This window comes from Christiangramia sp. 3-2217-3z (assembly GCF_051195275.1).
In the GTDB taxonomy this organism is placed as follows: Bacteria; Bacteroidota; Bacteroidia; order Flavobacteriales; family Flavobacteriaceae; genus Christiangramia; species Christiangramia marina.
Genome location: NZ_JBNJLI010000003.1, coordinates 310,721 through 336,874 on the forward strand (window position 1 = coordinate 310,721; position 26,154 = coordinate 336,874).

The following is a 26,154-nucleotide window of genomic DNA, read 5'->3' on the forward strand; positions in this document are numbered from 1 at the left end:
AGGTATAAATACCTGAAAAGCACCATTTATTTCATTTTAAATACTAAGTCAATATGGATACTATATCTCTTATTTTAGGGCTGGGACTTCTGGCTCTCTTCGCAATACCTATTATTTATCTTATTTTAAAAAGCAATGCTCAAACTTCAAAAGTGAAGCAACGAGCTTATGATTTTGCTACCCAGAATAAACTCAAAATTGACGAGTTCGAACAGGTTGGCACCACGATCATAGCACTGGACGTGAGCAATAAAAAGATCATCTTCAGCAATGCTGAAATTGAGGATCAATTTGAGATCATTGATCTTACTCAATATGCCACAATACAGTTGCAACAGGATCTACAGGCCAGAAATTCAGAAAAAATTCAGTTTCTGGCCTTAAATTTCGCCGCTAAGCAAAAGCAAAGTTCTAAGTCTATTTGCTTCTACGATGAAGCCGGTAGTGACATTATTGCTCCTGAAATAAGATTGCAGCAGGCACGAAAATGGGAAACTAAAATAACTCCTTTAATCGCTGCTTAACCTTCAGCAAAAAATCCAGAAAGGTCTTTCGAACATGAAAGACCTTTTTTGTTTTATAATTTCTTTTTAAATATTTGAATTGAGAATACATAAATTAGCCAGTCTAACTTATTTAAGTGCATGGGATTACTGATCATTTTTGCCGTATTATCAATATTTTTTTCTTTTATGTGCTCCATTCTGGAAGCTACATTACTGAGTATAACACCATCCTATATCAAGATCAGGAAAAAGGAAGGAAAGAGCTACGCTAAAGATCTGGCAAATCTAAAGAAGGATATAGACAAGCCGCTTATCGCAATTCTTACCATAAATACCATTGCTCATACCGTAGGAGCTATTCTTGTGGGTGTTCAGGCTGAAAAGACCTTCGGTGATGGTGGAAATTCTGTGATGATCGTGTCAGCAATCATGACTTTAGCGATCCTCGTGCTTTCAGAAATTATTCCGAAGACCATTGGAGCTACCTACTGGCAATCTTTAGGTAATTTTACCGCAAAAACTCTTAATATTATGATCTTCCCGCTTAAGTACACGGGAATTCTATGGCTAATGATGCTTACTACAAAGCTGATCGGGAAATCTGCACATGTAAGCACGATGAGCCGTGAAGAATTTGCTGCGATCACTGATGCTGCGGAAGAAGAGGGTGTTTTCGAAGAAAGCGAAACTACGGTTATCAAGAACTTACTCGTTTTCAAATCTATCGAAGCTAAAGACGTGATGACCCCATTTTCAGTAGCGATCGTAGAAGACGAAAGTATGAGTCTGAGCGATTTCTATTCCAACCATAAAAACCTGAAATTCTCGAGAATTCCTGTTTATAAGGAGAAGTCTAATAATGTCTCTGGATTTATTCTGAAAGATGATGTGTTGGAAGCTATGATCGATGAACATGGTGAGCAACCTCTAAGTAACATTAAAAGAGATATCCTGGTGACGAACGACAATACACCTATTCCTGAATTGTTCGAGATCTTCGTTGAAAAGCGCGCTCATATTTCCATGATCGTGGATCAATTTGGTAATACCACCGGGATCGTAACCATGGAAGACATTATCGAAACATTATTGGGGCTGGAGATCATGGATGAAAGCGATAGTGTGGAAGACATGCAGGTACTTGCCAGAAAGAACTGGGAACGCCGTGCAAAACGCCTCGGACTCATCCAGAGAAAACAGGACCAGGAAACTACTTCTACTTCAGATAATAGTGATGAACCTGCTGTAGATGAAACAGGCAAGCATTAAAACCCCACTTGGGATCGCGACAATCCTTGGGGACGAAAACGGAATTCACGAGATAAAAGTTGATGATTCTACCGAGGAATCTTCAGAAATACCGGAAGTTTTAAAGTCAGTAATCCTTCAGCTTCAGCAATACTTTTCAGGAAAGAGACAGAGTTTTGATCTACAATTGAATCCGAAGGGAACCGACTTTCAGAAGAAAGTCTGGGAAGAACTTAAAAATATCCCTTATGGAGCTACAGTTTCATATCTTGATCTATCGCGTAAACTTGGCGATGAGAAGGCAATTAGAGCCGTAGCCTCTGCCAATGGAAAGAATCCGCTATGGATCGTTGTTCCCTGTCATCGTGTAATTGGAAGTGATGGTTCTCTTTCTGGTTATGCTGGCGGTTTGCATCGCAAAAAATGGTTGCTGGATCTGGAAAACCCACCTTTACAGCAAAGTCTGTTCTAAATTTGCTAATTTCAGAGCATGAAAAAGATTTTCAAGCTCCTCCTATATATTGCATTATTTATCGTTGTTCTATCCATAGGTCTTTATTTAACAGGTTATGAATATATTTTGCGTGCAGTACAAACCACCTATTTAAATGGACACAAAACTGCTTTTATCGATGATCATCCCTACTTTGATAACGCCATTATTGAGAATGGAGAAAACATTCAGGAATGGCCGCTGGCAAAAGATTATAATAGTATCAAAGCAACCAGAAGTCTCGATAGTCTGCATAACGAACTGGAGACCGCTGCTTTTTTAATCATTCAGAACGACAGCCTGGTCTATGAAAATTATTATCAAGAATATGGTGCTGCGAGCCAGACGAATTCCTTTTCCATGGCTAAAAGTGTGGTTAGCTTACTTATGTACAAGGCAATCCAGGATGGATACCTTGAAAATATTGAGCAGCCTGTAGAAAACTTTTTCCCTCAGTTTGACAAGAAACTTAAAATCGGAGATCTTTCCTCGATGGCTTCAGGGCTTAACTGGAATGAAAATTATTACAATCCATTTGCATCGACTGCCCGTGCCTACTTTGGAAAAGATATTCGGGAGCAGGTACTGGATTTGAAAGTGATCAAAACTCCAGGAGAGGAATTTGAATATCTAAGCGGAAATACACAATTGCTCGCTATGGTCATTGAAAAGGCTACCGGTAGAAGCCTGAGTGAATACCTGAGCGAAAGCTTCTGGAAACCAATGGGAATGAACGATAGTGCGCTCTGGCAACTGGATAGTAAAGAATCTGGCATGGAGAAAGCGTACTGTTGTATCGCTACCAATGCGAGAAACTTTGGAAAATTTGGAAAATTATTACTGAATAACGGCCAGTGGAACGGCGATCAACTATTGGATGCTGCCTATATCGAACAGCTTTCAAAACCCAGATTCGAAGATTCACCATACTATGGCTACGGCTTCTGGCTAAGCGATTATAAAGATAAAGAGATCTATTATATGAGGGGCATTTTAGGTCAATACGTGATCATAATTCCTGAAGATGAGCTCGTGATCGTAAGGCTGGGTGAAAAACTCATTCGGAAAGATGATGATAAACATTACGAAGATTTCTATCGTTATGTTGACGAAACCTACAAAATGATTGGGAATCGTAATCAGTGATATCTCTCTGATTAGAACACAAAAAAAGCCGGAATAAATCCGGCTTAGAATTTATAATTGCATTTCAGGAATATCGCCTTCAACAATGAGTTTTCCTTCCGTAGCATTTTGAACGTCTTCTACACTTACACCCGGTGCCGTTTCAAGCAATTTAAAGCCATTATCGGTTACTTCTATCACCGCAAGGTTAGTTACGATCTTAGTAACACAGCCAACGCCAGTAAGCGGCAGAGAACATCTTTTCAGCAATTTGGACTCTCCGGCCTTGTTGGTATGCATCATGGCCACGATGATATTTTCTGCTGAAGCCACCAGGTCCATGGCGCCTCCCATTCCTTTTACCATTTTGCCCGGGATCTTCCAGTTGGCGATATCTCCGTTTTCAGCAACTTCCATAGCTCCAAGAATCGTAAGATCGACATGTTTCCCTCGTATCATCCCAAAACTTGTGGCAGAATCGAAAAAACTTGCTCCGGGTCTGGCAGTGATCGTTTGTTTCCCGGCATTTATAAGATCTGCATCCTCCTCTCCATCCAGGGGAAAACGACCCATTCCCAGAATTCCATTTTCACTCTGGAACTCTACCTGAATATCATCCCGAACAAAGTTTGCCACTAATGTAGGAATCCCTATTCCAAGATTTACATAATATCCGTCTTTTACTTCTTTAGCAATTCGTTGTGCTATTCCGTTTTTATCTAGTGCCATCGCTTAATCTTTTTGTCTAACCGTACGTTGTTCAATTCTCTTCTCGTAATCCTTTCCCTGGAAAATTCTTTGTACGAAAATTCCCGGTACGTGGATATGGTTTGGATCCAGTTCTCCAGGCTCGACAAGTTCTTCCACCTCAGCTACGGTGATCTTCGCTGCACCACACATGACCGGATTAAAGTTTCTGGCTGTTCCTTTAAAAATAAGGTTCCCAGCTCTATCCCCTTTCCAGGCTTTTACAAAAGCGAAATCTGCCTTGAAAGCTTCTTCAAGTACGTACATTTTTCCGTCAAACTCTCTTGTTTCCTTGCCTTCTGCAACTTCAGTTCCATAACCTGCTGGTGTATAGATCGCAGGAAAACCTTGTTGTGCTGCCTGGCATCTTGCTGCTAGCGTTCCCTGCGGAATCAATTCCACCTCAAGTTCACCGCTAAGCATTTGTTTCTCGAAAATGGCATTTTCACCTACATATGAGGAAATCATTTTATCGATCTGTTTCTTGTGAAGTAATTGCCCAAGTCCAAAATCATCTACACCTGCATTATTAGAAATACAGGTAAGATTTTTAATATTAAGGCGTACCAGTTCAGAAATGGCGTTCTCCGGAATTCCGCAGAGTCCAAAACCACCTAGCATAAAAGTCATTCCGTCTTTTACACCTTGTGTAGCCTTCTGTACGCTATCAACCGTTTTTATGATCATTTTTTCAGAATTTAATCCGAAAATACAAAATTTAAAAGGTCAATACAATGACTGAAGTTGGCTTAATTAAATAATTCAGAATTATAATACTGAATTACTGAAGATTATTTAAAAATCAAGCTCGTCTGGAACCGAATCGTCATTTGAACTATTCGAGTTATAGCTTGCACAATCTATTGCAATGCTCAAATTCTCCGGTCTTTCAAAAGCTTCTTTGGACACATTGAGATCTGGATTTGCATACACATCTTTCATATACATCCCCCAGATTGGCAGTGCCATGGTAGCTCCCTGACCATACTGTATTCCTGGAAAATGCACTGCACGATCTTCAGCTCCTACCCATACTCCGGTTACAAGATCTGGCACCATTCCCATAAACCAACCATCACTTTGATTTTGCGTGGTCCCTGTTTTACCTGCGATCGGGTTTTTAAAATCGTACGGATAACCGGTCATCACATCCTTGTAAAACGCATTGGTGGTTCCCCAGGTATTACGAAGTCTGGTTCCTGAACCTCCCTGTGTTACGCCCTCCAATAGGTTTACAGTCACGTACGCTGCTTCTTTGCTAAGAACATCCCTGGTTTCAGGAACGTTTTGATAAAGTACAGTCCCATTCTTGTCTTCAATACGATTGACCATCACCGGTTTGATATAAACTCCCTGGTTCGCAAATGTGCTGTATGCAGAAACCATCTCAAAAAGACTGATATCTGCCGTTCCCAGTGCGATCGAAGGTACTGCGGGCACGTTTCTAGTATCGATACCAAGTTTTCCAAGTAGATCGATTACGGGTCCTGGACCTGTTTTATCGATCAATCGCGCGGTAATGGTATTTACAGAGTTTGCCAGCGCCTGTTTAAGCGAAAGCATTCCTGAATATTTATTATCACTGTTTCTAGGCGCCCAATCTTTCATGTTTCCATGTTTACCGGCCTCGATCGTAAATTTAGATCTTGGCAAGGTATCACAAGGTGAAAATTTTAGCTGGTCTATTGCAGTTGCGTACACAAAGGGTTTAAAGGTTGAACCTACCTGTCTTTTCCCCTGCTTAACGTGCTCGTATTTGAAATGCTTAAAGTCAATTCCTCCAACCCAGGCTTTCACTTCGCCGGTTTGAGGAACCATAGACATCATTCCTGCTTGCAAAAATGCTTTATAGTAAAGAATGGAATCTCGCGGAGTCATTACCGTATCAATGTTTCCTTTCCAGCTAAAAACTCTCATTTCTGCTTTCTCTTTAAAGGACTTCTTTATCTCAGCATCAGATTTTCCCTGTGCTTTCATTTGCTTCCAGCGGGCAGAAACTCTCATCGCATTCTGTATACTGGACTCTACCTCATCTTCCGTAATATCGCGGAAAGGGGCCGTTGGATTTTTCTCGTTCTGGCGATCAAATGATTTCTGAAGATTGGCGATATGACTGGTGACTGCATTCTCTGCGTATTCCTGCATTTTTGAATCAATGCTGGTGTAAATCTTGAGTCCGTCACGATATAAACTATACTCAGATCCATCTGGCTTCGGATTTTCTTCGATCCATTCTTTCATGAAGCCCTGAAGGTAAGCTCTAAAATAAGTTGCCATTCCCTCATCATGCCCTTCCGGAGTAAATTCAATTTTCATTGGTAACTTCTGAAGAGAATCGGTTTCCTGTTCAGAAATAAAACCATTACGATTCATTTGCTCGAAAACCTGATTTCTTCTGGATTCAACCAGTTCTGGTCTTCGCATTGGATTGTATAGCGCCGAGTTCTTCAGCATTCCTACCAGAACTGCCGACTCTTCTATTTTCAATTCTGAAGGTTCCTTATCGAAATAGATCTTGGAAGCAGAACGAATTCCCACCGCCTGGTAGATAAAATCGTATTTATTGAAGTACATGGTAATGATCTCTTCCTTGGTGTACTGGCGTTCCAGTCTTGTTGAAATCACCCATTCCTTCACTTTCTGAAATACACGTTCCACATCGTTCTGTGCAACATCTTCAGTAAATAATTGTTTTGCTAACTGTTGCGTAATGGTACTCGCGCCACCTCTTGTTCCCAAATAGACTGCAGCTCTGGCGGTTCCTTTCGCATCGATTCCTGCATGCTGATAAAAACGTTCATCTTCAGTAGCAATCAGGGCCTGTACCAAATGATCTGGCAGATCTTCATACTTGATTGGGGTTCTGTTCTCGCTGTAATATTTCCCAAGGGTTTCTCCATCTGCGGAAAAGATCTCGGTAGCAAGGTTGTTTTCAGGGTTTTCGAGTTCACCGAAAGAAGGCATCTTTCCGAAGAATCCCCAACCTGCAAAAAGAAAAATTAGAATTCCAGCTAGAATCCCAATTCCGAATAATGTCCAGAAACCTACGATATACTTGCGATTGCTATGCGCTGGTTTCTTTGTTTTCTTGGTAGTAGCGGCCATTTATATGCTAAAAATTAATTGTCGTTCTTTTCAATTCTGAATCCTATATCGGTAATTCCTTCCAGTTCTTCGATACCGTCCACATCACCATTCTTGCGCATCGCCTGTTGTATGCTCACTTTGTAATTGCCTGATTCTTCAAATTTCACGTCTTCCTTATACCAGAGTTTGCTTTCCTTGATATCTCCAAAACCTTCCCCAAGCCATTTTCCATCTGGTCGAGCCATTTCATACTCGAGAGTATCGCTAATCACCTTTCCCTGCGGGAACCTGATTTCGGTGATTAAAAACAAATTACTGTAAGCGTACTGGTTATTGTTTCGCACATTAATAAACAGGTCATATACCTTTGTAGAGTCCAGTTCGTCCAGTTCAAAAGTGACCACTGAATCTTTATGCCAACGCTGTACCGCCTGGTATTCATCAAAAACCCGTTTTTCATCACAGCCAACTGTAAGCGCTGAAACAAAAATTAATAGGCAAAAAACTTTACGCATTCTTGGACTTTGTAGGGTTTGGTTTGCGTTTCTTTCTTTTCTTATTACGTTTCTTACTTTGTTGCTGTTTTGGTTTATCAAAACGCGTAAGACTATCTTCACCGCCAGAATTATTAAATCCTTTTGTTTTTTCTTCGCTTAGGATCACTTCTGTTTCATATTCTTCCAGGCTAGTAGCCGCTTCACCTTTTTTGTTCAGGGCTACGATCTTATTGGCCTGTTCCGGACTCAACTGGTGCCAGTTCATCCATTCTCCTTCATAAGCATACCAGAGCGCACCTTTAAAAATGTCAATTTTTTGACATACGGCAGTTCCTTTCTTGGTCTTTAACTTAACGTCGGTTTTTGGAAAAGATTTTAATGCTTCCAGATAAGTATCCAATTCATAGTTCAGGCAGCATTTTAATTTCCCGCATTGTCCTGCAAGTTTCTGAGGATTAAGGGATAATTGCTGATATCTCGCTGCTGAAGTGCTAACAGATCTAAAGTCTGTAAGCCAGGTCGAACAGCAAAGTTCTCGACCACAGGAACCAATTCCTCCAAGCCTGGCCGCTTCCTGTCGAAGTCCGATCTGTTTCATTTCAATACGGGTATTGAATTCCCGTGCGAACTCCTTAATTAATTGTCGAAAATCCACACGATCTTCCGCAGTGTAGTAAAAAGTAGCTTTAGAACCATCTCCCTGAAACTCGATATCGCTTATTTTCATGCTTAGATTAAGCCTGATCGCGATCTGTCTTGATCGTTGTTTGATCTTCTCCTCGCGCTCTCTTCCTTCCTGCCAGATATCGATATCTCTCTGAGAAGCTTTACGGTAGATCTTCAGAACTTCTTCGGAATCCTGCGCAACTTTTTTCTTCTTCATCTGTACGCGAACGAGCTCACCGGTAAGACTAACCTGTCCTACATCGTGACCTGGGCTGGCTTCCGTAGCAACTACATCGCCAATACTAAGACTTAGATTTTCAGTATTTCTATAGAAGTGTTTACGGCCGTTTTTAAAACGTACTTCTACGATATTAAAAGGTTCCACGTCTCCCGGAAGAGACATGTTGGAAAGCCAGTCGAAAACGCTTAGTTTATTACAACTGTCTGTTCCACAGGTTCCGTTGTTCTTACATCCTTTCGGCTGACCGTCTTTGCCGGTCGAGCAACTTGTGCAAGCCATATGTTATATATATTGAGGGCGTAGCTTTAGATAGCCTGTAAAACATCATCCTGTCTAAGCGCTTTGCTTTTCTGGTGCAGGATCTCCTTCATCTTCACAGCCCAATACCGGGCATTCGGCATTCCCTAAAGTACCTCCTTGAGGTTCATAAAAATTTTCAACAGTAAATATACCAATATTAATTGGCTCCACCATTTAGAAGAAACTATTGCTTATAACGCAAAACTTCAGATCTTCCTTTTTTAAAGATCTTATTGCTGGCTCCTTTTCCTTTTCTCAATGCTTTCTGTTCTTCATAAGGTAAGGCATGGATCTCTTTACAATCTGTAGAACAACAATTATCCATTTTTTCAGCACATTCCTCACACTGAATGAATAACAGATGACAAGCTTCGTTCGCACAATTTACATGCGTATCACAAGCTTTTCCGCATTGATGACACTGTGCGATCACATCTTCTGAAATTCGCTCGGCGCGTCGATGATCAAAAACAAAGTTCTTTCCTATAAATTTATTTTCCAGTTGCTGATTTTCAACCTGACGGGTATATTCAATAATTCCGCCTTCAAGTTGATAAACATTCTGAAATCCTTTGTGTTTGTAATATGCACTAGCTTTTTCGCATCGAATCCCGCCAGTACAGTACATCACCAGGTTCTTATCTTCTTTATGATCTTTCAGATCCTCTTCGATAATATCAAGTGAATCCCGGAAGGTATCCACATCTGGTGTGATCGCGCCCTGAAAATGACCAATTTCGCTCTCATAGTGGTTTCTCATATCCACCAGAATTGTGTTTGGATCATTTATTAGTTCATTGAACCGGTTGGCATCCACGTGAATTCCCTTATTGGTTACATCAAAAGTATCATCATTAAGACCATCTGCTACGATCTTCTTACGCACTTTCACCTTCAGCTTCAGAAAGGACTTGATATCATGCTCTATGGCGATATTCAATCGAACATTTTCCAGGAAATAGATTTCATCCAGAAATTTCTTGAATTCATTGAATCGCCTGGCAGGAACTGAAAGCTGGGCATTAATACCTTCGTGCGCTACATAGATCCTCCCGAGAACATCCATCTGGTCCCAGGCGATAAAAAGATGATTTCTGAAAAGTTCGGGATTTCCGATTTTTGCGTAAGCATAGAAAGAGAGCGTAAGCCTGTCTTCACTGGCTTCTTCTAATAGTGCTTCCCTTTCCCTAGCGCTCAATTTATTGTACAGTTGCATGCTATACTAATATTTTAAGGGTTAAGAAAAATTTCGGCAAAGATACATTTTTAACTGAGGTGAGAAAATTTGAGAGTATTTCCAAAGCTTATCCAAATATTTGGAATAATTCCATAATTGTAGCTACATTTTTATTGTATTGCAACAAAACTTATATTATTTTAGCACACCTTAATTGGATATATTTTAAAACATATACATGAGCAACGAGAAAGAGAAAGAAGCGAAATTAAAAGCCTTAAAGCTTACCCTTGACAAAATGGATAAAACCTACGGAAAGGGTACCGTGATGAAAATGAGCGACCAGGTGGTCGTGGATGTAGACGCAATTTCTACAGGTTCACTTGGATTGGACCTTGCTTTGGGAGTTGGTGGATACCCAAGAGGAAGAGTGATCGAGATCTATGGTCCTGAATCTTCTGGTAAAACCACACTTACTTTACATGCGATTGCTGAAGCTCAGAAAAAAGGCGGTATTGCTGCTTTTATTGATGCAGAACATGCTTTTGATCGTTTTTATGCTGAAAAACTTGATGTTGATATTGATAACCTGATCATCTCTCAACCAGATAACGGTGAACAGGCGCTTGAAATAACAGATAATCTTATACGCTCTGGTGCGATCGATATTATTGTGATTGACTCCGTTGCGGCACTTACACCAAAGAGCGAGATAGAAGGTGAAATGGGTGATTCTAAAATGGGACTTCATGCGAGATTAATGTCGCAGGCACTTAGAAAACTTACTTCTTCAATTAGCAAAACAAATTGTACGGTGATCTTTATCAACCAGCTAAGAGAGAAAATCGGGGTAATGTTCGGGAATCCGGAAACTACTACCGGTGGTAATGCATTAAAATTCTACGCTTCCGTTCGTTTGGATATTAGAAGATCTACCCAAATCAAGGATAGTGCAAATAACGTAATGGGTAATAAGACCAGGGTTAAAGTAGTGAAGAACAAAGTTGCTCCACCATTTAAAACTGCCGAATTCGATATCATGTACGGTGAGGGTGTTTCCAAGATCGGTGAGATCATTGATATTGGTGTGGACTACGAGATTGTTAAGAAAAGTGGATCATGGTTTAGCTATGAAGACACCAAACTTGGACAGGGTCGTGATGCAGTCAAAACCTTATTAAAGGATAATCCAGATCTTATGGAAGAACTGGAAGTAAAAATTAAAGAAGCGATCAAGGTCGCCAAAGAAGCTTAATTAAAAATCCCCTGCCGGGGATTTTTTTTGATACCTACGCAACCATTTCTCAATTATTGCATCTACTATAAAAGCAATAAGAATATGAGAAAATTGGTTGTAATAGCCCTGACATTACTGCTTATAAGTTGTTCAGTAGACAATGATTCCCAAATCACCTCCTACGAATTAGCAAGTATTACCAGTCATGATCTGCCAGACGAATTTGTATTAGGTAAAACTTACGATGTAAGAGTAGATTTCGTCTTTCCATCAGATTGTAATAGCTTTCAGGCGCTAGACGCTCGAAGAGCAGGCACAACTTCAGAAGAAAGAAGCCAGATCTACATTTCGGTTGTTACCGCTGTTGTCGAAAATAGTTCCTGTACCAGAGATGTTATTGGAGCATCTTCAAGCACAAAGTTTGTAGTGACCATCGATGAAGAAAGAGATTACACTTTTAGATTCTGGAAAGGACAGGAAGGAGATGAAGCGATCTATGAAGAAGTTACCGTCCCTGTTGTAATGGAGCAGTTATAAGCACTAACCTAAAATGAATACGTGGGTTCCAAAGACCTCATCTACCGTTGTAAACAACATGAAAGGAAAGCTCAGGAAGAGCTTTACAAACTCTATTCTCCCAAGTTGTTTGGGGTATGCCTGAAGTATTCTGACAACTATCAACAGGCAGAGGATAATTTACAGGATGGGTTCGTGACCATTTTCGAAAAGATTGGTCAGTTTCAGGATAAGGGATCTTTTGAAGGATGGATGAAACGCATTCTAATTAATACATCACTTCAAAAACACAGGCAACAGAAAGTTTACGGCATTACCAACGAAGAGGATCTGCCGGAAGATGAAGTAGAAGTTGAAACAGATAATATTTCCGTAGACTTCCTCCTACAATGCGTACAGGAATTACCAGATAGATATAGACAGGTATTCAACCTTTATGTGCTGGATGGGTATTCTCATAAAGAAATTTCAGATTTATTAAGTATCACTGAGGGAACTTCAAAATCAAACCTGGCCAGAGCCAGAACTTCTCTAAAGGAGAAAATTGAATTGGCACAGAACTCAAAAGCGGTGAAATCATCATGAAAGAGAAAAAGAACATAGACAGGATCTTTCAGGAGAAGTTCAAGGACTTCGAGAAAGAACCTTCTCCTAGAAACTGGGAGCAAATATCGGCGCTACTGGATGCCGGAACACCACCAGTTGCTAAAAAGCCAGTCATTCCACTCTGGTTTAAATTTACTGCTGCGGCTGCAATTCTAGCCTTAGTTGCTACGGGAATCTGGAAAATGAATGTTTCTTCTACGGAAGTTTCAGAACCGGGATTTGTGAATGAGTCTGTAGAAAAAGGAGCTAAAAGCCATGATAATGTGAATCAGGATTCTGCTTCAGAAGAAAAAATTGCAAACCAGGATGTGATTATTGAAAAGGAACAATCTGGAGCCGCGGCGAATAATAGTCAAGGAGATAAAAACAATTCTGAAGAAGCAGGCAGCTCTAATGCTGCTATTACTGATCGAATTAATAATACTGAAAATGAAAAAGATTTAAATGATTCGGGAAGAAATGGATCCCAGACCAATCAACAATCAAAAGAAGACTCCCGTTATGCCCATCAGGAAAAGAATGGTGATAAAAATTCAGAAGAAAACATTTTAAATAATCAGTATCGTACCTCAGCAACTACATCTGCCAGCAAAAAAGCTATAGCCTCGAAAGATGAAGCAGAGAAAAGAAATGCCATTCAAAGTATATTCGAAAACTACTGGAAGGACCGAAATCCTGAACTTTCAGATGAACTGTTAAGTACTGCTCTTTTAGAGGATACTTCCTTAAATCAACTGGACGAATTGTTAGCCGCAAAAGCTTCCGCAGAAAATAAAGAAAACAATGAGGATGACAACCTCAACCAGAAAAATCTTCGTCTGTCAACTTTTGCCGCACCGGTTTTCTATGCGAACCTTGGTGATGGTAATGAATTGTCCAACCAATTTTCGAACAATTCCACCAATGCCGAAGTAACTTTCTCATACGGTGTGAAACTAGCTTATGATATCGCTAAAAATATCAAGATTAGAACTGGAATCAGCAAAGTGAACATGAGTCAGAACATAGCCAATGTATCTTATAGCCCAACGGCAATGAATCCAGGCTTTGGAAATATAAATTCTACAGAAGATAATATTGAAATTAGGGTTGAATCTCCTAATGATAGTGGTCTACCTAGTTTTGGCGGCAATAGTGATGGTAGCAACGGGAGTATTATTTCCCCAACCATCTTTACTCCTGGAGAGATCAATCAGCAATTTGGATTTATCGAAGTTCCTCTGGAAGTGGAATACGCTTTGGTCGATGAGCGCTTTGGACTAAATTTAATTGGTGGTGCAAGTGGACTTTTCCTTGATCAGAACAGTGTGGATCTAGTAACGGCTGACTCCAGGACTAAACTTGGAACAGCTTCCAATATCAATAAAACAAGTTTTAGTACTAATGTTGGGATTGGGGTGGATTACGAAATTAGCGATAAGATAAGCCTGAGCGTAGAACCAATGATGAAATACCAGGTCAACACCTTTAATAACGTTGATAATGTACGTCCAGTTAATTTCGGGCTTTACTCAGGGATTAGCTATACTTTCTAGTGAACCGAAGGATCTACCAGCTCATCATGAATAATATTGAAAGTAGAGTTCTTAATCTCTTTTCTATCGGCCATTTCCAGGCCACGCGTAGGAATAAAATGATGGATCTTAACTCGTAACTTTCCGGGACTGCCCGAAAGGAATCTATATGAAAATCTTCTTTTCGAATCGTGAAATGTGATGGGTACAATTGGAATCTGATGTTCAATGGCCAGTCTAAAAGCTCCTTCTTTAAATTGATCCAGCACGACCGAATGATCATCTGGCACTCCGCCTTCAGGAAATATACATATTGAATTTCCTTGTTTTAATCTTCTTTGTGCTTCCAGAAATGCAGCTTTCCTGCTTTGCTGATTCTTGCGATCCACCAGTATACAGGTTCGTTTGTAGAAGAAACCGAAAACAGGGATTTTACTGAGTTCCTTTTTTCCAATAAAAACGAAGGGTTGCTTCATAATGACCAGCATCTGCATAATATCAAGCATACTGGTATGATTTGCCACCAGCATATAACTTTTATGCTTTTCAGGAATTTCTTCAGCTTTAACTTTAACCCAAAAACCCATTCCGTAGAGGATACATTTCGCCCATATACGGGAGCAAACGAAATACTGCGGATAAAACTTTTCAGAAGTGGTAAAAACGATCAAAACGGGAAGCATTATAACGATAGGTACGATCAGGAGAATATAGAACCAGATTCTCCATAGAAGGATGCCTGCCATTTTGATGTATCGCATGCCTCAAAAGTAGTAAAATGAAAGGAAGGAGTTCTATAAAAAATTTACCTTTGCAGGAAAATTCGAAAATTCGATGTCAAGAATACTTACAGGAGTACAGAGTACAGGAACCCCTCATTTGGGGAATTTACTAGGAGCAATTATACCTGCCATTAATATGGCGAACGATCCTAAGAATGATTCCTTTATTTTTATTGCAGATCTGCATTCCCTTACCCAGATCAAAGATGCTGAGACGCTACGTCAAAACACTTATTCTGTAGCGGCGACCTGGCTCGCTTGTGGACTTGATATTGAAAGAAGTGTATTTTATCGCCAGTCTGATATCCCTCAGGTTGCTGAACTTTCGTGGTATCTAAGTTGTTTCTTTCCATTCCAGAGGCTAACCCTTGCGCATTCTTTTAAGGATAAGGCAGATCGTCTTGAAGACGTAAATAGCGGATTGTTTACCTATCCTATGCTTATGGCGGCCGATATTCTTCTCTATGATGCTGAAATTGTTCCGGTTGGGAAAGATCAATTACAGCATATCGAGATGACCCGGGATGTTGCTTCCCGTTTCCACGCAAAAATGGGGGATGTATTTGTAATTCCTGAAGGGAATGTGCAGGAAGAAACCATGTACATACCAGGAACTGATGGTGCGAAAATGAGCAAATCGAAAGAAAATACCATCAATATTTTCCAGACTGATAAGAAGCTAAGAAAGCAGATCATGGGAATTGCTACCGACAGTACTCCGCTGGAAGAGCCAAAAGATTCTGATACCTGTAATGTGTTTGCGCTTTATAAGATCATGGCTTCTGAAGAGCAAATTGCTGAAATGAGGAAGAACTATGAAGCAGGTGGCTATGGTTACGGTCATGCCAAACAGGCATTGTTCGAACTGGTTCGGGATAAATTCGCTGAACCACGAGAGAAATACGAATATTATATCAATAATCTGGAAGAAGTAGACAAGGCGCTATCGATTGGAGCAGAAAAAGCTAAAAATGTGGCGAATCAAGTTCTGGCTAAAGTTAGAACCAAATTAGGTTACTAAGCCTACGCGATCTCAAATAACTTACCGGGGAGTGGTCTCACCGCTCCCTTCAATTCCATACTCAATAATAACGAAGCCGTTTTAAAAGTCGGTATTTTACACTGAAGTGCCAGTAGGTCTAATTCAGTTTTTCCCTGAAGTTGTAACTGGTCATACAAGAGCTGCTCTTCTACTCCAAGATCAATAAATAATTTCTTCTGAACTGGTTTGAGATCATGTTCATTAGTGCGCCAGTTGAGCATATATGCGATATCTGCTGCGGAAGTTAGCACTCTTGCATTCTGGCTTTTAATTAATTCATTACAGCCAATACTTGACTTGTCTCCCGGTCTACCCGGAACAGCAAAAACCTCCCTGTCATAGGAATTAGCAATATCGGCCGTGACCAATGCTCCTCCCTTTTCTGCACTTTCGATGACTACAGTAGCTTCACTCAAACCGGCAATGATCCGGTTTCTTTTCAGGAAGTTGTTGCGATCAAAAGTATCGGTACTCCAGAAGTCGGTAAAAAACCCTCCATTCTCCTCCATTTCGGTCATATACTTTTTATGAGCTTTTGGATAGATCTGGTTTAGTCCGTGAGCAAGGCAGGCTACAGTTTGTAATTTATTCCTGATGGCTGCTTTATGAGCCGTAATATCGGTTCCGTATGCAAATCCTGAGATAATGACCGGCTCTAAAGGTGCGAGATCTTCTATAAGCTGTTCGCAAAAGGAGATTCCATGTGAACTGACCTGGCGAGTCCCAACGATACTAAGGATTCTCTTCCTGCTAAGATCTATAGCACCCCGGCTAAATAACAGCAGGGGTGAATCCTGGCAATGTTTGAGTTTTTGAGGATAGCTTTCTTCCTTGAAATAGCATACACTAATCTTATTCTTCTGAATAAAACCAAGTTCCTTTTCAGCTTCCTTCAGATGAATTGGATTCTCTATTTCACTGATCCTGGTCTTCCCGATACCATCAATTTTAAGTAGACTTGACTTTTTTTCTTTGAAAACATTTTCCGCAGAACCAAAATGTCTTATTAGTTTTTTAGCTGTGCTATCTCCTAGATTTGGAACATGTTGCAGCGCCAGGGTGTACAAAAGTTGATCAGGTTCCATTCAGGATAATTTGACGAAATTTACAGAAAAAAACATTTGTTAATAAAAATTGTTTAGGTAACTTTAACTAACTGTCTTTAACCTATATTTTTGCACTCGATGAATATTTCCAATTACATACAGGACCTGCTATACCGTTACGAATGTGTAGTTCTTCCCGGTTTTGGTGCCTTTCTGGCCCAGAAGCAATCAGCTTTTATCGATGAAAATTCCAATGAGTTCTTTCCTCCAAAAAAGGTGATCTCATTTAACAGGCAGCTTATCAAAAATGATGGGCTTCTTGCGAATTATATTGCTGAGGTTGAGAATGTGAAATATCAGACTGCAAATAACATGATCCAGGAGTATGTATACGACCTGGAATCTTCGTTACAAAATGCTTCCAAAGCCAGGCTTGAGAATATTGGCGAGCTTTATCTGGATAGTGAAGATAAACTGCAATTTGAACCTGTCACGAATGTAAACTTTCTCACACAGTCCTTTGGTCTGGACACGTACAAAGCCTTGCCGGTTAATAGAGAGGTTTACAAAAAGCAGGTATCAGAACTTGAGGAAAAAGCTCCAATTACTTTCACTCCTGAAAGCAAAAGATCATCTATCTGGAAATATGCCGCAATTGGTCTTATCGCTCTTGGAATTTCAAGTTTTGCCGGGCTTAATATCTACAGCAGCCAGGTCACAAAGCATAATATTGCTGAACAGCAGGAAGCAGAAAATCAGCTTCAGGAACAAATACAACAGGCCACCTTTGTCATTGATAACCCGCTACCAGCGGTTACCTTCGAAGTTGAAAAACAATCCGGCAACTATCATGTAGTTGCAGGTGCATTTAGAGTTGAAGAAAACGCACAAACCAAAGTTGATGAACTTAAAGCTGAAGGTTTCAAAGCCCGACTACTAGGAGCTAACAAATATGGACTTCACCAGGTGGTTTATTCCAGTCATCAAACCAGAAGAGAGGCGATCAACAAACTTTATGCGGTCAAGAAAACAAATGATGCAGCCTGGTTATTGGTTCAGGAACTGTAATTTAATAGTTCGTTAACTGCAAAATTACCGCTAACCTCCCTATTTTTGCAAAAAATTCTTACATGGAGGCTAAATCACCTAATGAATCCCGTACTACACTTACAGATCTTGTTTTACCCAGTGAAACGAATCCGCTGAACAATCTTTTTGGCGGTGAACTACTGGCAAGAATGGATCGTGCGGCCAGTATCGCTGCAAGACGTCATAGTCGCAGGATCGTAGTAACTGCTTCAGTCAATCACGTAGCTTTTAACAAAGCGATCCCTTTAGGGAGTGTTGTAACTGTTGAAGCAGCCGTTTCAAGAGCTTTTAAGAGCTCTATGGAGATCTTTATAGATGTTTGGGTGGAAGACCGTGAAAGTGGTCGTAGAACAAAAGCAAATGAAGCAATTTATACGTTTGTGGCAGTAGACGAAACCGGAACTCCAATTCAAATCCCACAGCTGGAGCCGGAAAGCGACCTTGAAAAAGAAAGATTTGCCGCTGCTTTGCGTAGAAAGCAACTTAGTCTTGTACTTGCGGGTAAAATGAAACCTAGTGATGCTACTGAACTTAAAGCTCTTTTCGACAAAGATTAGTGCGTGATAAACCTCACCCCTGCTCTTATACTTAGTAAGTTCGCATTATCAAAGTAGTCGTCCAGCTGTTCGCTGACTTCAATATTCATAAAATCTCTTCTAAATTCACTTCCCAGGAATATTCCGAAGAAATTATTGATACGATAACTGATTTTTGGCCCGCCCCAAATACTGGTAGCCGAATCTCTAAAGTTTGTACCAAATTTTGAATCATGGTAATAGCCGGTCGAACCAATCCCGGCAATTAGGTCCAGGTATAGACGCTCGGTAAATTCATAAACATATGCACCATGAACACCGAATGTAAAGATATTTGTCTTCTTGATGTCGCCAAGATTTTCCGGCCTGGTTATCTGTGTATTTATATTTAAAAATCGAGTTCCTATGTACCAGTTCTTATGTAGATAAAAGCTCGCAGTAATGCCCGTGCCGATTTTGAGATCATAAGCATCCTTTAAAAAGTTATCTCCTATTGCAGTAAATAAGCTTAGTTCCGGATCCAGCTGTATACGATTAAAATGATGCGGAGAAAATTTAGTGCTGTCCTGCTCCTGTGCTTTCACTGAAACAGTAGAACAAATAATTAGCACTATCATGAGCCTAAAGATCGATCTCATAGCTTGCATCAATTTCGTTTACCTCGAATTCATAAGTATATTCTTCCAGGCCACTTTGTAATTTTAAATAAACAGTAGAATTATTAGTGGTAGTAACTCTTAAGGTATCAACCTGATTTTCAGAATTCAGAAAGGATTCCCGGGTTGTATATTTTGAAGCCAGGTCTAAATCATCGTAAGAGCTTAGTTCATTCCAGTCTTCAATACCAATTCGCACTGAAGGTGCTTCAGATCTCAACGTATAATAAACATCTGAATTATGCCGAATTATTATGCTCGTTCCTATGATTTCTTTCAGAACAAATTCACCAAGATCCAGCAAAGTTTCCTTCCTGCTGAATGACGAATCACATACTGTAAAATTCTGCAGTCTGCGATCATTGGACGTATTTTTAATATCCAGACATAGAATGCCAGGATCAACATCCAGAGAGACCATGGAAACGTCACCATTTTCATCGCTTAGAGCTTCAGAAAGTGTGCCCTGTCCCCGGCTCAAAAAACCTTTGATATCTGTTGTTGTACTTACCCGGATTCCTTGTATAGCAGCCCCTTCAGGAGTCACAAATTTTCCCTGTACCAGAATGCGTTTGTTATTTTCGATGGAAACAGGTGTACATGCCTGCAGCAGTAGTAGCATAGCCACTATCAACGCACACGTATAGCCAGATTTTATTGAATTCATAGGTTAGATTCTATTCACTAGATGCTTTCAAACCCATAAGGTTGCGTTCAAATTACATTCTATAAATCCATCCTGCAGGATCCATTTTCTGATCATTCTTATACAATAGGAAATGCAGAGTAGTTTTACCAGTAGTTTTGCTTGTTGCGATCTCTCCTATTTCCTGTTCTGTGCTAACCGCGTCTCCCTTTTTCACGAACACATTCTCAAGGTTGTTATAGATTGTAATAAAATCACCGTGTCTTACCATCACCGCTTTGTTCGCACCTTTGACAGCCTGCACTTCGCTTACAGTTCCATTAAATACCGCACGTGCCTTTCCACCTTTATCAGTATCTATTCGTACGCCGTTATTATTTACCATTACCGAGCTTACTACGGGATGCGGCTGTTTTCCAAACTTCATTGTCACTACACCAGATTTCACCGGCCATGGCAATTTCCCTTTGTTATTATTAAAGTCAGTCGCCAGTGCTTTCGCTTCTGGAGTAAGTTCATATGTACTTCTCGAGCTGGAACCGCTCTCTTTATTCGCCTTGGCAATAGATTCGCGAATCATTCGATCGATCGATCTGTCGATTTCGTCGATCTCGCTCTGTTTGCTTTTTAACTGACTCGCAAATTCACCTTCCCGTTTTTTGATCGTGGAAACAAGTTCTTGCTGAGATTTTCTATTTTGTTCTAACTGAGCCCTGGTTTTTCTATTTTCAGCAATTAGTTTTTGTTTTTCTTCTTTTTGATGAACCAGTCTGGAATTCAACTGCTGCAATTCTATCGTATTGGCCTTGATCTCTTCCCCTTGCTGTTTACGATAATTAGTATACTGCTTCATATACTGAATTCGTTTATAAGCCTGCAGGAAATTCTGAGAAGACAGCAAGAACATCACTCTGCTTTGCTGAGACTTGCTCTTATAGCTTTTCTCGATCATTCGGGCATAATCTTCCTTAAGCTGTTCCAGCTCTTTTCTAAGCGCTCCAATTTTATTCGTATTGGTCGTAATTTCCCTAGTGAGCAAATTTGCCTGCTGGTTGGTGAGTTTTATAAGATCTTCGGTACTTTTTATTTGCTGTCCAAGATCTTCCACCTGCACAAGCACCGAGCGTTGTTTCTTCTGGTTGGAAATTCTAAGCTCATTGATCCTGGTGATCTCATTTCTAAGCTGAATTCGCCTTTTTTCCAGTTCTTCACGATCTGTTTGAGCATAACTAACCTGCATACCGCCTATGCAAAGCAGTAACATAATCAATACATTTGAAGCCTTCATTCTAATCATTTCAAGCTTATTTCTTCGTAACCGGAAGGGATATCGAAAGGAAAACTAACTTCCTCATTGAAACTGATGCTTCTGTAGGTAATTTCAATGTTGGTGCTGCTTCCTCCTTCATTCGCGATAATACGAATCTCTTCAGGAAAAACAATACCATCTACCACCTGGTAATCTGAATAGGTGACCGTAAGACTTCTGTTTTCTGAAACCTGTGCCAGTTGCTGCGCTGCTGCTTTCAAAGTACGACTATCCAGCAGGAACATTTTTTTCATATCAGCAGCTTCTTCTTCCTGAACGAATTGAAAGCCTCTTGGAGATTGTGTAAAATCATACTCTTCAGTACGAAGGTCATAGATCGCCTGTCCAATCAATAAATTCTGAAGTTTTTGGAAATCCAGCGGAGTTCCAAGGAAGTCACTCACTAACCAGAAGTCTCCGTCAAAGTAACTCTGAGTCACTTTTTCATAATAGCTCACACTAGTGGGAGTGATGTAGACTTTGGCCACAGGAAAACCGAGAATACTCGCGCTCATCCAGATCGCCTTGTCCTTTTCCATTCTAAAACTAAGGTTTACAGATTGCGTTTTTTCATCATCCTGGTATACTGCTCTTAATTTCCCGGAAGCGGTCTTATAATCGGCTTCTTCAGCATAATGCTTTTTAATAATAGAAACAGCTTCTGTGTTCTTTGTAACGATCTTTCCGGCACGACGGGAACTTCCGCAGGAAGCTATAAAAACCGCCATAAATACCAGTGCTACTATTCTTCTAATCATCAATTTATTTCTTTAAGTAATTGCTCCGCTTTAGCGCGGTATTCATTCGCCAATCCTGTATTATTCATACCATTATAGCTAAAGGAAAGCTGGGCATAGAAATCGGCTTCCATTCTAATATCATCGACCAGGTAATCCAAACCATCTTTCAAACTGCTTTCTGCCTGCTCGAATTTTTCAAGCTTATTAAGTGCAACCCCCTCAAACAGGTATAAAACAGGTTGCGAAGGGAAGTTTTCCAACGCCTGTGCACTCAATTCTCTAACGTCTTCATATTTCTGAAGATCGATTTGCAACAATAGTGTATTCCTGGTAAGTTCAAAATTGGAAGAATTCTTCTTTATTCCCAATTCAAAATATCGAAGTGCATTTTCCCGATCAGCTTTTTGGAGATAAAATTGTCCCAGTTTTTCATACAAACCCGGTGCATTCTCGGTTTGGGTAAGTTTTTGAGCAACTTCTACCAGCCGGTCTTCATATTCAGGATTCTGCTGGACAAATATCAGGAAATCATTAAGTACCTTAAATTTAGATTCTGCATCAATTTCTTCACTTTCAAATACTATTTCCATGGAAGCAATAGCAGCTTCAGGCTCCTGTTTTTCTAGCTGAAATTTATATAGTGCGAGATGAGCCAGAGAAGAACCGGGATTGCTTTCCAGAAGTTCATTGGCAACATTATAGGCTTCTTCATCCTCACCCTGCTCGCTATACATGTAAATAAGATTGAGGTAGTTTCTTTCCTGCTCAGGGTTAGCAGCGATACTCTGCCTTAAATTCTGAATTTGAGCATCGGTATTATTTGTCCGGGCATAGATCTGCCGGCGTAACGAATTTCGATAGGAATTTGCTCCAAGGTTTTGATCTAATTGATCGATAAGTTGTAATGCATTTTCATAATCTTCATTGAGCAAGTACAAATTAGCCAAGTCCTCTTGATAATCAGAATCAAAACTAATAAGCTTTTGCACTGTGGAAATTGCACTATCAAAATCACGAGTAGCGGCATAAGTTTCAAAAAGCGAGACAAGAATAGCTTCCCTTTTGGGTTCTAATGCTGTAGCCTTCTGAAAATTTTCGATAGCTGCCGGAAATTGCTGAAGTTCCCGATAATTCTTCCCAAGTTCAAAATAAAGCACCGCGTTGTCTTCAGAAATTTCTGAAGCTTTACGCAGTGCTATGATGGCTTTTTCATAATTCTCGATACCTTTTTGCTTGAGGGCTTCAAAGAAAAGTTCCTGAAACTCATCATTTACAAGACCGAGATCATCCTGGTTCACATCTTCAAATGGACGTTTATCATCCTGTGCCTGCACAGAAATCATCAAACATAGCATTAAAAATAGGCTCCAGGATGAACGCATAAATATTATTCTAAAACAGAGTAATCACCGATGCTAATCTGGGTAAAATTTCCATCAAATCTGGCAAAATTCCCGATCATGGCATTATCAAGTTTTGCATTTTTCACTTCAGCAAAGGTCTGGATAAGACTGTTCTTTACCGTACTGTTTTCAATTTTAGTTCCATCACCAATGGATACATTAGGTCCAATTTTAGCATTGATCAATTCCACATTTTCACCAATATAACAAGGTTCGGTAATTTCAGAATCTTTGATCTTAACAGAGTCTGCCATTAATTTCTCTCCATCCTGATGAAGGAAATTCAGCATTCTACCATTGGTTTCCACGGTGACATTTTTGTTTCCACAGTCCATCCATTCATCTACTTTTCCTGGAACAAAACGAAGTCCGTTTTTACGCATTGCTTCAATCCCATCGTTGATCTGATACTCTCCACCGCGGGTTAGCTTTGCATCCAGTACATTCTGAAGTTCATCTTTCAAAACTGCCACATCCTTGAAATAGTATATTCCAATAACCGCAAGATCTGAAACAAATTCTTCAGGCTTTTCAACAAGATCTGTGATCTCGTTATTGTTATTCAACTTCACAACACCGTAAGCTGATGGATTCTCAACTTTCTTTACCCACATCACTGCATCTGCAGACTTGTCAAGGTTAAAGTCGGCTTTAAAGAGTGTATCGGCATAAGCAACTACTGCAGGACCACTAAGAGATTCTTTAGCACACATGATCGCGTGACCGGTTCCCAATGGTTTATCCTGGTAATAGATCGTTCCTTTGGCGCCAAGACTTTCGGCGATCTTTTTAAGATCTTCTTCCACTTTTTCTCCAAAATCCTCTCCTATGATGAATGCAACCTCGTCGATCTTTTCATCAAGAACCTTCGCAATATCTTCTACCAGTCGATGAACGATAGGTTTTCCTGCGATAGGAATTAAAGGTTTTGGTACAGTCAAAGTATGTGGACGAAGTCGTGAACCACGACCTGCCATTGGTACAATAATTTTCATTTTATAGCTTTTTAATTAATCTTTAAATATGGGCTAGTTATTTCCAGTGCTTCCAAAACCTCCTGCGCCCCGGGAAGTTTCTCCAAGAATGTCTACTTCCTCCCAGGAGATCTGTTCGTGTTTAGCGATGACCATTTGAGCAATACGCTCTCCATTCTGGATCTCAAATGCTTCATTGGACAAATTTACAAGGATGACACCAATTTCACCTCTATAATCGGCATCGATTGTTCCTGGTGCATTGAGTACCGTAATTCCTTTCTTGGACGCAAGACCGCTTCTTGGTCTCACCTGGGCTTCAAAACCCAAAGGAAGTTCAATAAAAAGTCCTGTTTTTACAATGGTTCTTTCTAAAGGTTTCAGCATAATTGGATCATCAATATTAGCTCGAAGATCCATTCCTGCAGAAAAATCGGTTTCATAATGCGGCAACTTGTGTGCCGACTTATTGATCACTTTTACTTCCATGTCTTAGGATTGTATGATTCTTAAAATCTGGTCTTTTTCAAAATAGTAAATGACACCCATAAATATCAATAATAACGGGATTCCCACGAAATAATTTCCCCGGAAAAAGTAAAATGAGATTATTGAGAAAGTAATGGATACCAGAATGTAAGCTCCTATTCGAGTCATATCGTAAGGAACCTTATAATATTTTCTTCCGTAGTAATAAGAGAGTATCATCATCAAACCATAAGCGGCAAGTGTTGCGATGGCAGAACCGGTATAACCTATCTTCGGAATAAGGTATATGTTGAGAGCAATGGTCACGGCAGCTCCAGCCAGAGAAATATAGCCTCCAAATTTTGTGCGGTCCGTTACTTTATACCAAACTGAAAGATTGTGGTAGATACCAAGAAAAAGGTTCGCCAGTAAAATTAATGGCACGATCTCCATTGCTTCCCAGTAAGCGGAATCTTTAATGATCAATATCTTTAAAAGATCGGCAAAAACGATCACGCCCAGCAGGATCAAACTTCCCAGAATGACAAAATAGTTAGTGATACGAGCATACGTTGTAGTAGCATTTTCTTCGCTGGAATGGCTGAAAAAGAAAGGTTCTATTCCCAATCTAAATGCGGTTGCAAATAAGGTCATGAACATGGCGAGCTTATAACAGGCCGAGTATGCTCCAATTTGTTCACGTGCTATATCCTGAGGTAATAGCCGGTCAAGCAGAATTCTATCAAAAACTTCATTTACTGAAAAGGCAATTCCCGCAATCAGGATAGGGAATCCATAAGACAGCATCTTACGCCAGAGTACCGAATCAAAAGTGAAAGAGATTCTGAAGTAAAAAGGCAGCATAAGCAAAAGCGTAAGTCCGCTTGCTATAAGGTTGGATATAAATACATAACTGATCTTAAAATCCTCTACATAGATACTTCGGAAAAAGCTATATTCCTCTGCCAGATCTTTCAGGTAAACCAGGAAAAAAACATTCAGACCAAGGTTTACTGCAACATTGAAGATCTTGATAATCGCGTATCTCATTGGTTTTTCCGCAGCACGCAACCAGGCAAAAGGAATGATTACCAGGGCGTCGAGCAGCAGGATCCAGATCGCAAGTTCTATGTATTTCAAAGGAATATTGGTGACCTCTACAATAAGATCACGGGTAACATAAGCTACTACCGTAAATAGAAGTGAAGTGATCACCAGTGACCATCCCGAGGTACTTAGAACACTATTGGGATTTTCGCTTTTATTATAAAATCTGAAAAATGCCGTTTCCATACCATAGGCAAGGATAACATTGATCAAAACGAAATAAGCAAAAATAACCGAAATTTCACCGTACTCTTCTTTCGGTAAAATATCGGTATATAGGGGAACTAAAAGGAAACTAACCATCCTTGGCAAGACAGTAGCCAGGCCGTAAACGAAAGTTTGCTTAAAGAGATTTTTAATAGTACTCAAAGGAGCCGGTTGGTTTGCTACAAATAT

The 26,154-nt window shown here is 40.1% G+C and carries 28 protein-coding genes; 11 read left to right on the forward strand and 17 right to left on the reverse strand.

Features of this window, described 5'->3' with window-relative positions; genetic code table 11:
- Positions 1 to 53: 53 nt before the first annotated feature.
- The 4 genes from ACSHZO_RS07280 to ACSHZO_RS07295 all read left to right on the forward strand — a co-directional run bounded on the left by ACSHZO_RS07280 (position 54) and on the right by ACSHZO_RS07295 (position 3,393).
- Positions 54 to 524: a hypothetical protein gene (locus tag ACSHZO_RS07280; protein ID WP_298246850.1), complete on the forward strand. Its 471-nt coding sequence runs from the start codon at positions 54 to 56 to the stop codon at positions 522 to 524.
- A gap of 120 nt (positions 525 to 644) precedes the next feature.
- The gene (locus ACSHZO_RS07285; RefSeq protein WP_295181589.1) at positions 645 to 1,775 is read left to right on the forward strand and encodes a CNNM domain-containing protein; all 1,131 of its coding nucleotides are present in this window, start codon (positions 645 to 647) and stop codon (positions 1,773 to 1,775) included.
- Complete coding sequence (locus tag ACSHZO_RS07290) at positions 1,756 to 2,226, forward strand: methylated-DNA--[protein]-cysteine S-methyltransferase (protein WP_298246851.1); 471 nt, start codon at positions 1,756 to 1,758, stop codon at positions 2,224 to 2,226. The genes ACSHZO_RS07285 and ACSHZO_RS07290 overlap by 20 nt, the downstream gene beginning before the upstream one ends.
- Before the next feature lie 18 nt (positions 2,227 to 2,244).
- Positions 2,245 to 3,393 carry a serine hydrolase domain-containing protein gene (locus ACSHZO_RS07295; RefSeq protein ID WP_298246852.1) on the forward strand — a complete coding sequence of 383 codons (1,149 nt, stop codon included), beginning with the start codon at positions 2,245 to 2,247 and terminating at the stop codon, positions 3,391 to 3,393.
- Positions 3,394 to 3,444: 51 nt separating this feature from the next.
- Here ACSHZO_RS07295 and ACSHZO_RS07300 read toward each other — a convergent pair whose 3' ends face one another.
- From ACSHZO_RS07300 to ACSHZO_RS07330, 7 genes are all read right to left on the reverse strand, one after another.
- Entirely contained in the window at positions 3,445 to 4,101 is a 657-nt protein-coding gene (locus ACSHZO_RS07300) for a CoA transferase subunit B (protein ID WP_295180284.1), read from the reverse strand.
- Between the two features lie 3 nt (positions 4,102 to 4,104).
- On the reverse strand, positions 4,105 to 4,806 hold the full coding sequence (locus ACSHZO_RS07305) for a CoA transferase subunit A (RefSeq protein ID WP_298246853.1): 702 nt from the start codon (positions 4,804 to 4,806) through the stop codon (positions 4,105 to 4,107).
- A gap of 108 nt (positions 4,807 to 4,914) precedes the next feature.
- Positions 4,915 to 7,224 (reverse strand): penicillin-binding protein 1A, encoded by a 2,310-nt coding sequence (locus ACSHZO_RS07310; RefSeq protein ID WP_298246854.1) that lies wholly within the window; start codon positions 7,222 to 7,224, stop codon positions 4,915 to 4,917.
- A 14-nt stretch (positions 7,225 to 7,238) separates the two neighbouring features.
- Complete coding sequence (locus ACSHZO_RS07315; protein WP_298246855.1) at positions 7,239 to 7,721, reverse strand: gliding motility lipoprotein GldH; 483 nt, start codon at positions 7,719 to 7,721, stop codon at positions 7,239 to 7,241.
- Positions 7,714 to 8,889, reverse strand: a complete 1,176-nt coding sequence (locus ACSHZO_RS07320) for a PSP1 domain-containing protein (protein ID WP_298246856.1) — start codon at positions 8,887 to 8,889, stop codon at positions 7,714 to 7,716. The genes ACSHZO_RS07315 and ACSHZO_RS07320 overlap by 8 nt, the downstream gene beginning before the upstream one ends.
- A gap of 54 nt (positions 8,890 to 8,943) precedes the next feature.
- A complete protein-coding gene (locus ACSHZO_RS07325; RefSeq protein WP_298246857.1) occupies positions 8,944 to 9,084 on the reverse strand; it encodes a hypothetical protein in 141 nt (46 codons plus the stop codon).
- 10 nt (positions 9,085 to 9,094) lie between these two features.
- Entirely contained in the window at positions 9,095 to 10,126 is a 1,032-nt protein-coding gene (locus tag ACSHZO_RS07330; RefSeq protein WP_298246858.1) for a rhodanese-related sulfurtransferase, read from the reverse strand.
- A gap of 199 nt (positions 10,127 to 10,325) precedes the next feature.
- Here ACSHZO_RS07330 and recA point away from each other — a divergent pair, with 199 nt between their 5' ends.
- The 4 genes from recA to ACSHZO_RS07350 all read left to right on the forward strand — a co-directional run bounded on the left by recA (position 10,326) and on the right by ACSHZO_RS07350 (position 13,981).
- The gene (gene recA, locus ACSHZO_RS07335; RefSeq protein ID WP_298246859.1) at positions 10,326 to 11,342 is read left to right on the forward strand and encodes a recombinase RecA; all 1,017 of its coding nucleotides are present in this window, start codon (positions 10,326 to 10,328) and stop codon (positions 11,340 to 11,342) included.
- Between the two features lie 84 nt (positions 11,343 to 11,426).
- A complete protein-coding gene (locus tag ACSHZO_RS07340) occupies positions 11,427 to 11,861 on the forward strand; it encodes a hypothetical protein (protein ID WP_298246860.1) in 435 nt (144 codons plus the stop codon).
- A gap of 21 nt (positions 11,862 to 11,882) precedes the next feature.
- A complete protein-coding gene (locus ACSHZO_RS07345) occupies positions 11,883 to 12,425 on the forward strand; it encodes an RNA polymerase sigma factor (protein ID WP_298246861.1) in 543 nt (180 codons plus the stop codon).
- A complete protein-coding gene (locus tag ACSHZO_RS07350; RefSeq protein WP_298246862.1) occupies positions 12,422 to 13,981 on the forward strand; it encodes an outer membrane protein in 1,560 nt (519 codons plus the stop codon). Before ACSHZO_RS07345 ends, ACSHZO_RS07350 begins: the two co-directional genes overlap by 4 nt.
- Here the strand turns inward: ACSHZO_RS07350 and ACSHZO_RS07355 are convergent.
- Complete coding sequence (locus ACSHZO_RS07355) at positions 13,978 to 14,721, reverse strand: lysophospholipid acyltransferase family protein (protein ID WP_295180295.1); 744 nt, start codon at positions 14,719 to 14,721, stop codon at positions 13,978 to 13,980. The genes ACSHZO_RS07350 and ACSHZO_RS07355 overlap by 4 nt on opposite strands.
- 73 nt (positions 14,722 to 14,794) lie before the next feature.
- On the opposite strand from ACSHZO_RS07355, the gene trpS reads away from it, so the two are divergent.
- Positions 14,795 to 15,763 carry a tryptophan--tRNA ligase gene (trpS, locus tag ACSHZO_RS07360; protein WP_298246863.1) on the forward strand — a complete coding sequence of 323 codons (969 nt, stop codon included), beginning with the start codon at positions 14,795 to 14,797 and terminating at the stop codon, positions 15,761 to 15,763.
- Between the two features lie 2 nt (positions 15,764 to 15,765).
- Here the strand turns inward: trpS and dprA are convergent, their stop codons facing one another.
- A complete protein-coding gene (gene dprA / locus ACSHZO_RS07365; RefSeq protein WP_298246864.1) occupies positions 15,766 to 16,869 on the reverse strand; it encodes a DNA-processing protein DprA in 1,104 nt (367 codons plus the stop codon).
- A 99-nt stretch (positions 16,870 to 16,968) separates the two neighbouring features.
- On the opposite strand from dprA, the gene ACSHZO_RS07370 reads away from it, so the two are divergent.
- The gene (locus tag ACSHZO_RS07370; protein ID WP_298246865.1) at positions 16,969 to 17,898 is read left to right on the forward strand and encodes an SPOR domain-containing protein; all 930 of its coding nucleotides are present in this window, start codon (positions 16,969 to 16,971) and stop codon (positions 17,896 to 17,898) included.
- Positions 17,899 to 17,960: 62 nt separating this feature from the next.
- Positions 17,961 to 18,476, forward strand: a complete 516-nt coding sequence (locus ACSHZO_RS07375) for an acyl-CoA thioesterase (protein ID WP_298246866.1) — start codon at positions 17,961 to 17,963, stop codon at positions 18,474 to 18,476.
- On the opposite strand, the gene ACSHZO_RS07380 is transcribed toward ACSHZO_RS07375, so the two are convergent.
- Genes ACSHZO_RS07380 through ACSHZO_RS07415 form a run of 8 tightly spaced genes read right to left on the reverse strand, consistent with a single transcriptional unit; the run spans position 18,473 to position 26,127 of the window.
- Positions 18,473 to 19,093: a hypothetical protein gene (locus ACSHZO_RS07380; RefSeq protein ID WP_298246867.1), complete on the reverse strand. Its 621-nt coding sequence runs from the start codon at positions 19,091 to 19,093 to the stop codon at positions 18,473 to 18,475. The genes ACSHZO_RS07375 and ACSHZO_RS07380 overlap by 4 nt on opposite strands.
- Positions 19,077 to 19,778 carry a hypothetical protein gene (locus ACSHZO_RS07385; RefSeq protein WP_298246868.1) on the reverse strand — a complete coding sequence of 234 codons (702 nt, stop codon included), beginning with the start codon at positions 19,776 to 19,778 and terminating at the stop codon, positions 19,077 to 19,079. The genes ACSHZO_RS07380 and ACSHZO_RS07385 overlap by 17 nt, the downstream gene beginning before the upstream one ends.
- A gap of 52 nt (positions 19,779 to 19,830) precedes the next feature.
- Positions 19,831 to 21,054 carry a murein hydrolase activator EnvC family protein gene (locus ACSHZO_RS07390; protein ID WP_298246869.1) on the reverse strand — a complete coding sequence of 408 codons (1,224 nt, stop codon included), beginning with the start codon at positions 21,052 to 21,054 and terminating at the stop codon, positions 19,831 to 19,833.
- Complete coding sequence (locus tag ACSHZO_RS07395; RefSeq protein ID WP_298246870.1) at positions 21,051 to 21,824, reverse strand: DUF4292 domain-containing protein; 774 nt, start codon at positions 21,822 to 21,824, stop codon at positions 21,051 to 21,053. The genes ACSHZO_RS07390 and ACSHZO_RS07395 overlap by 4 nt, the downstream gene beginning before the upstream one ends.
- Positions 21,824 to 23,188 (reverse strand): tetratricopeptide repeat protein, encoded by a 1,365-nt coding sequence (locus ACSHZO_RS07400; RefSeq protein WP_298246871.1) that lies wholly within the window; start codon positions 23,186 to 23,188, stop codon positions 21,824 to 21,826. Before ACSHZO_RS07400 ends, ACSHZO_RS07395 begins: the two co-directional genes overlap by 1 nt.
- 5 nt (positions 23,189 to 23,193) lie before the next feature.
- Positions 23,194 to 24,204, reverse strand: a complete 1,011-nt coding sequence (locus ACSHZO_RS07405) for a sugar nucleotidyltransferase (protein WP_298246872.1) — start codon at positions 24,202 to 24,204, stop codon at positions 23,194 to 23,196.
- Positions 24,205 to 24,237: 33 nt separating this feature from the next.
- Positions 24,238 to 24,672 (reverse strand): dUTP diphosphatase, encoded by a 435-nt coding sequence (dut, locus tag ACSHZO_RS07410; protein WP_298246873.1) that lies wholly within the window; start codon positions 24,670 to 24,672, stop codon positions 24,238 to 24,240.
- 3 nt (positions 24,673 to 24,675) lie between these two features.
- Positions 24,676 to 26,127, reverse strand: a complete 1,452-nt coding sequence (locus tag ACSHZO_RS07415; protein WP_298246874.1) for an oligosaccharide flippase family protein — start codon at positions 26,125 to 26,127, stop codon at positions 24,676 to 24,678.
- Positions 26,128 to 26,154 lie beyond the last annotated feature (27 nt).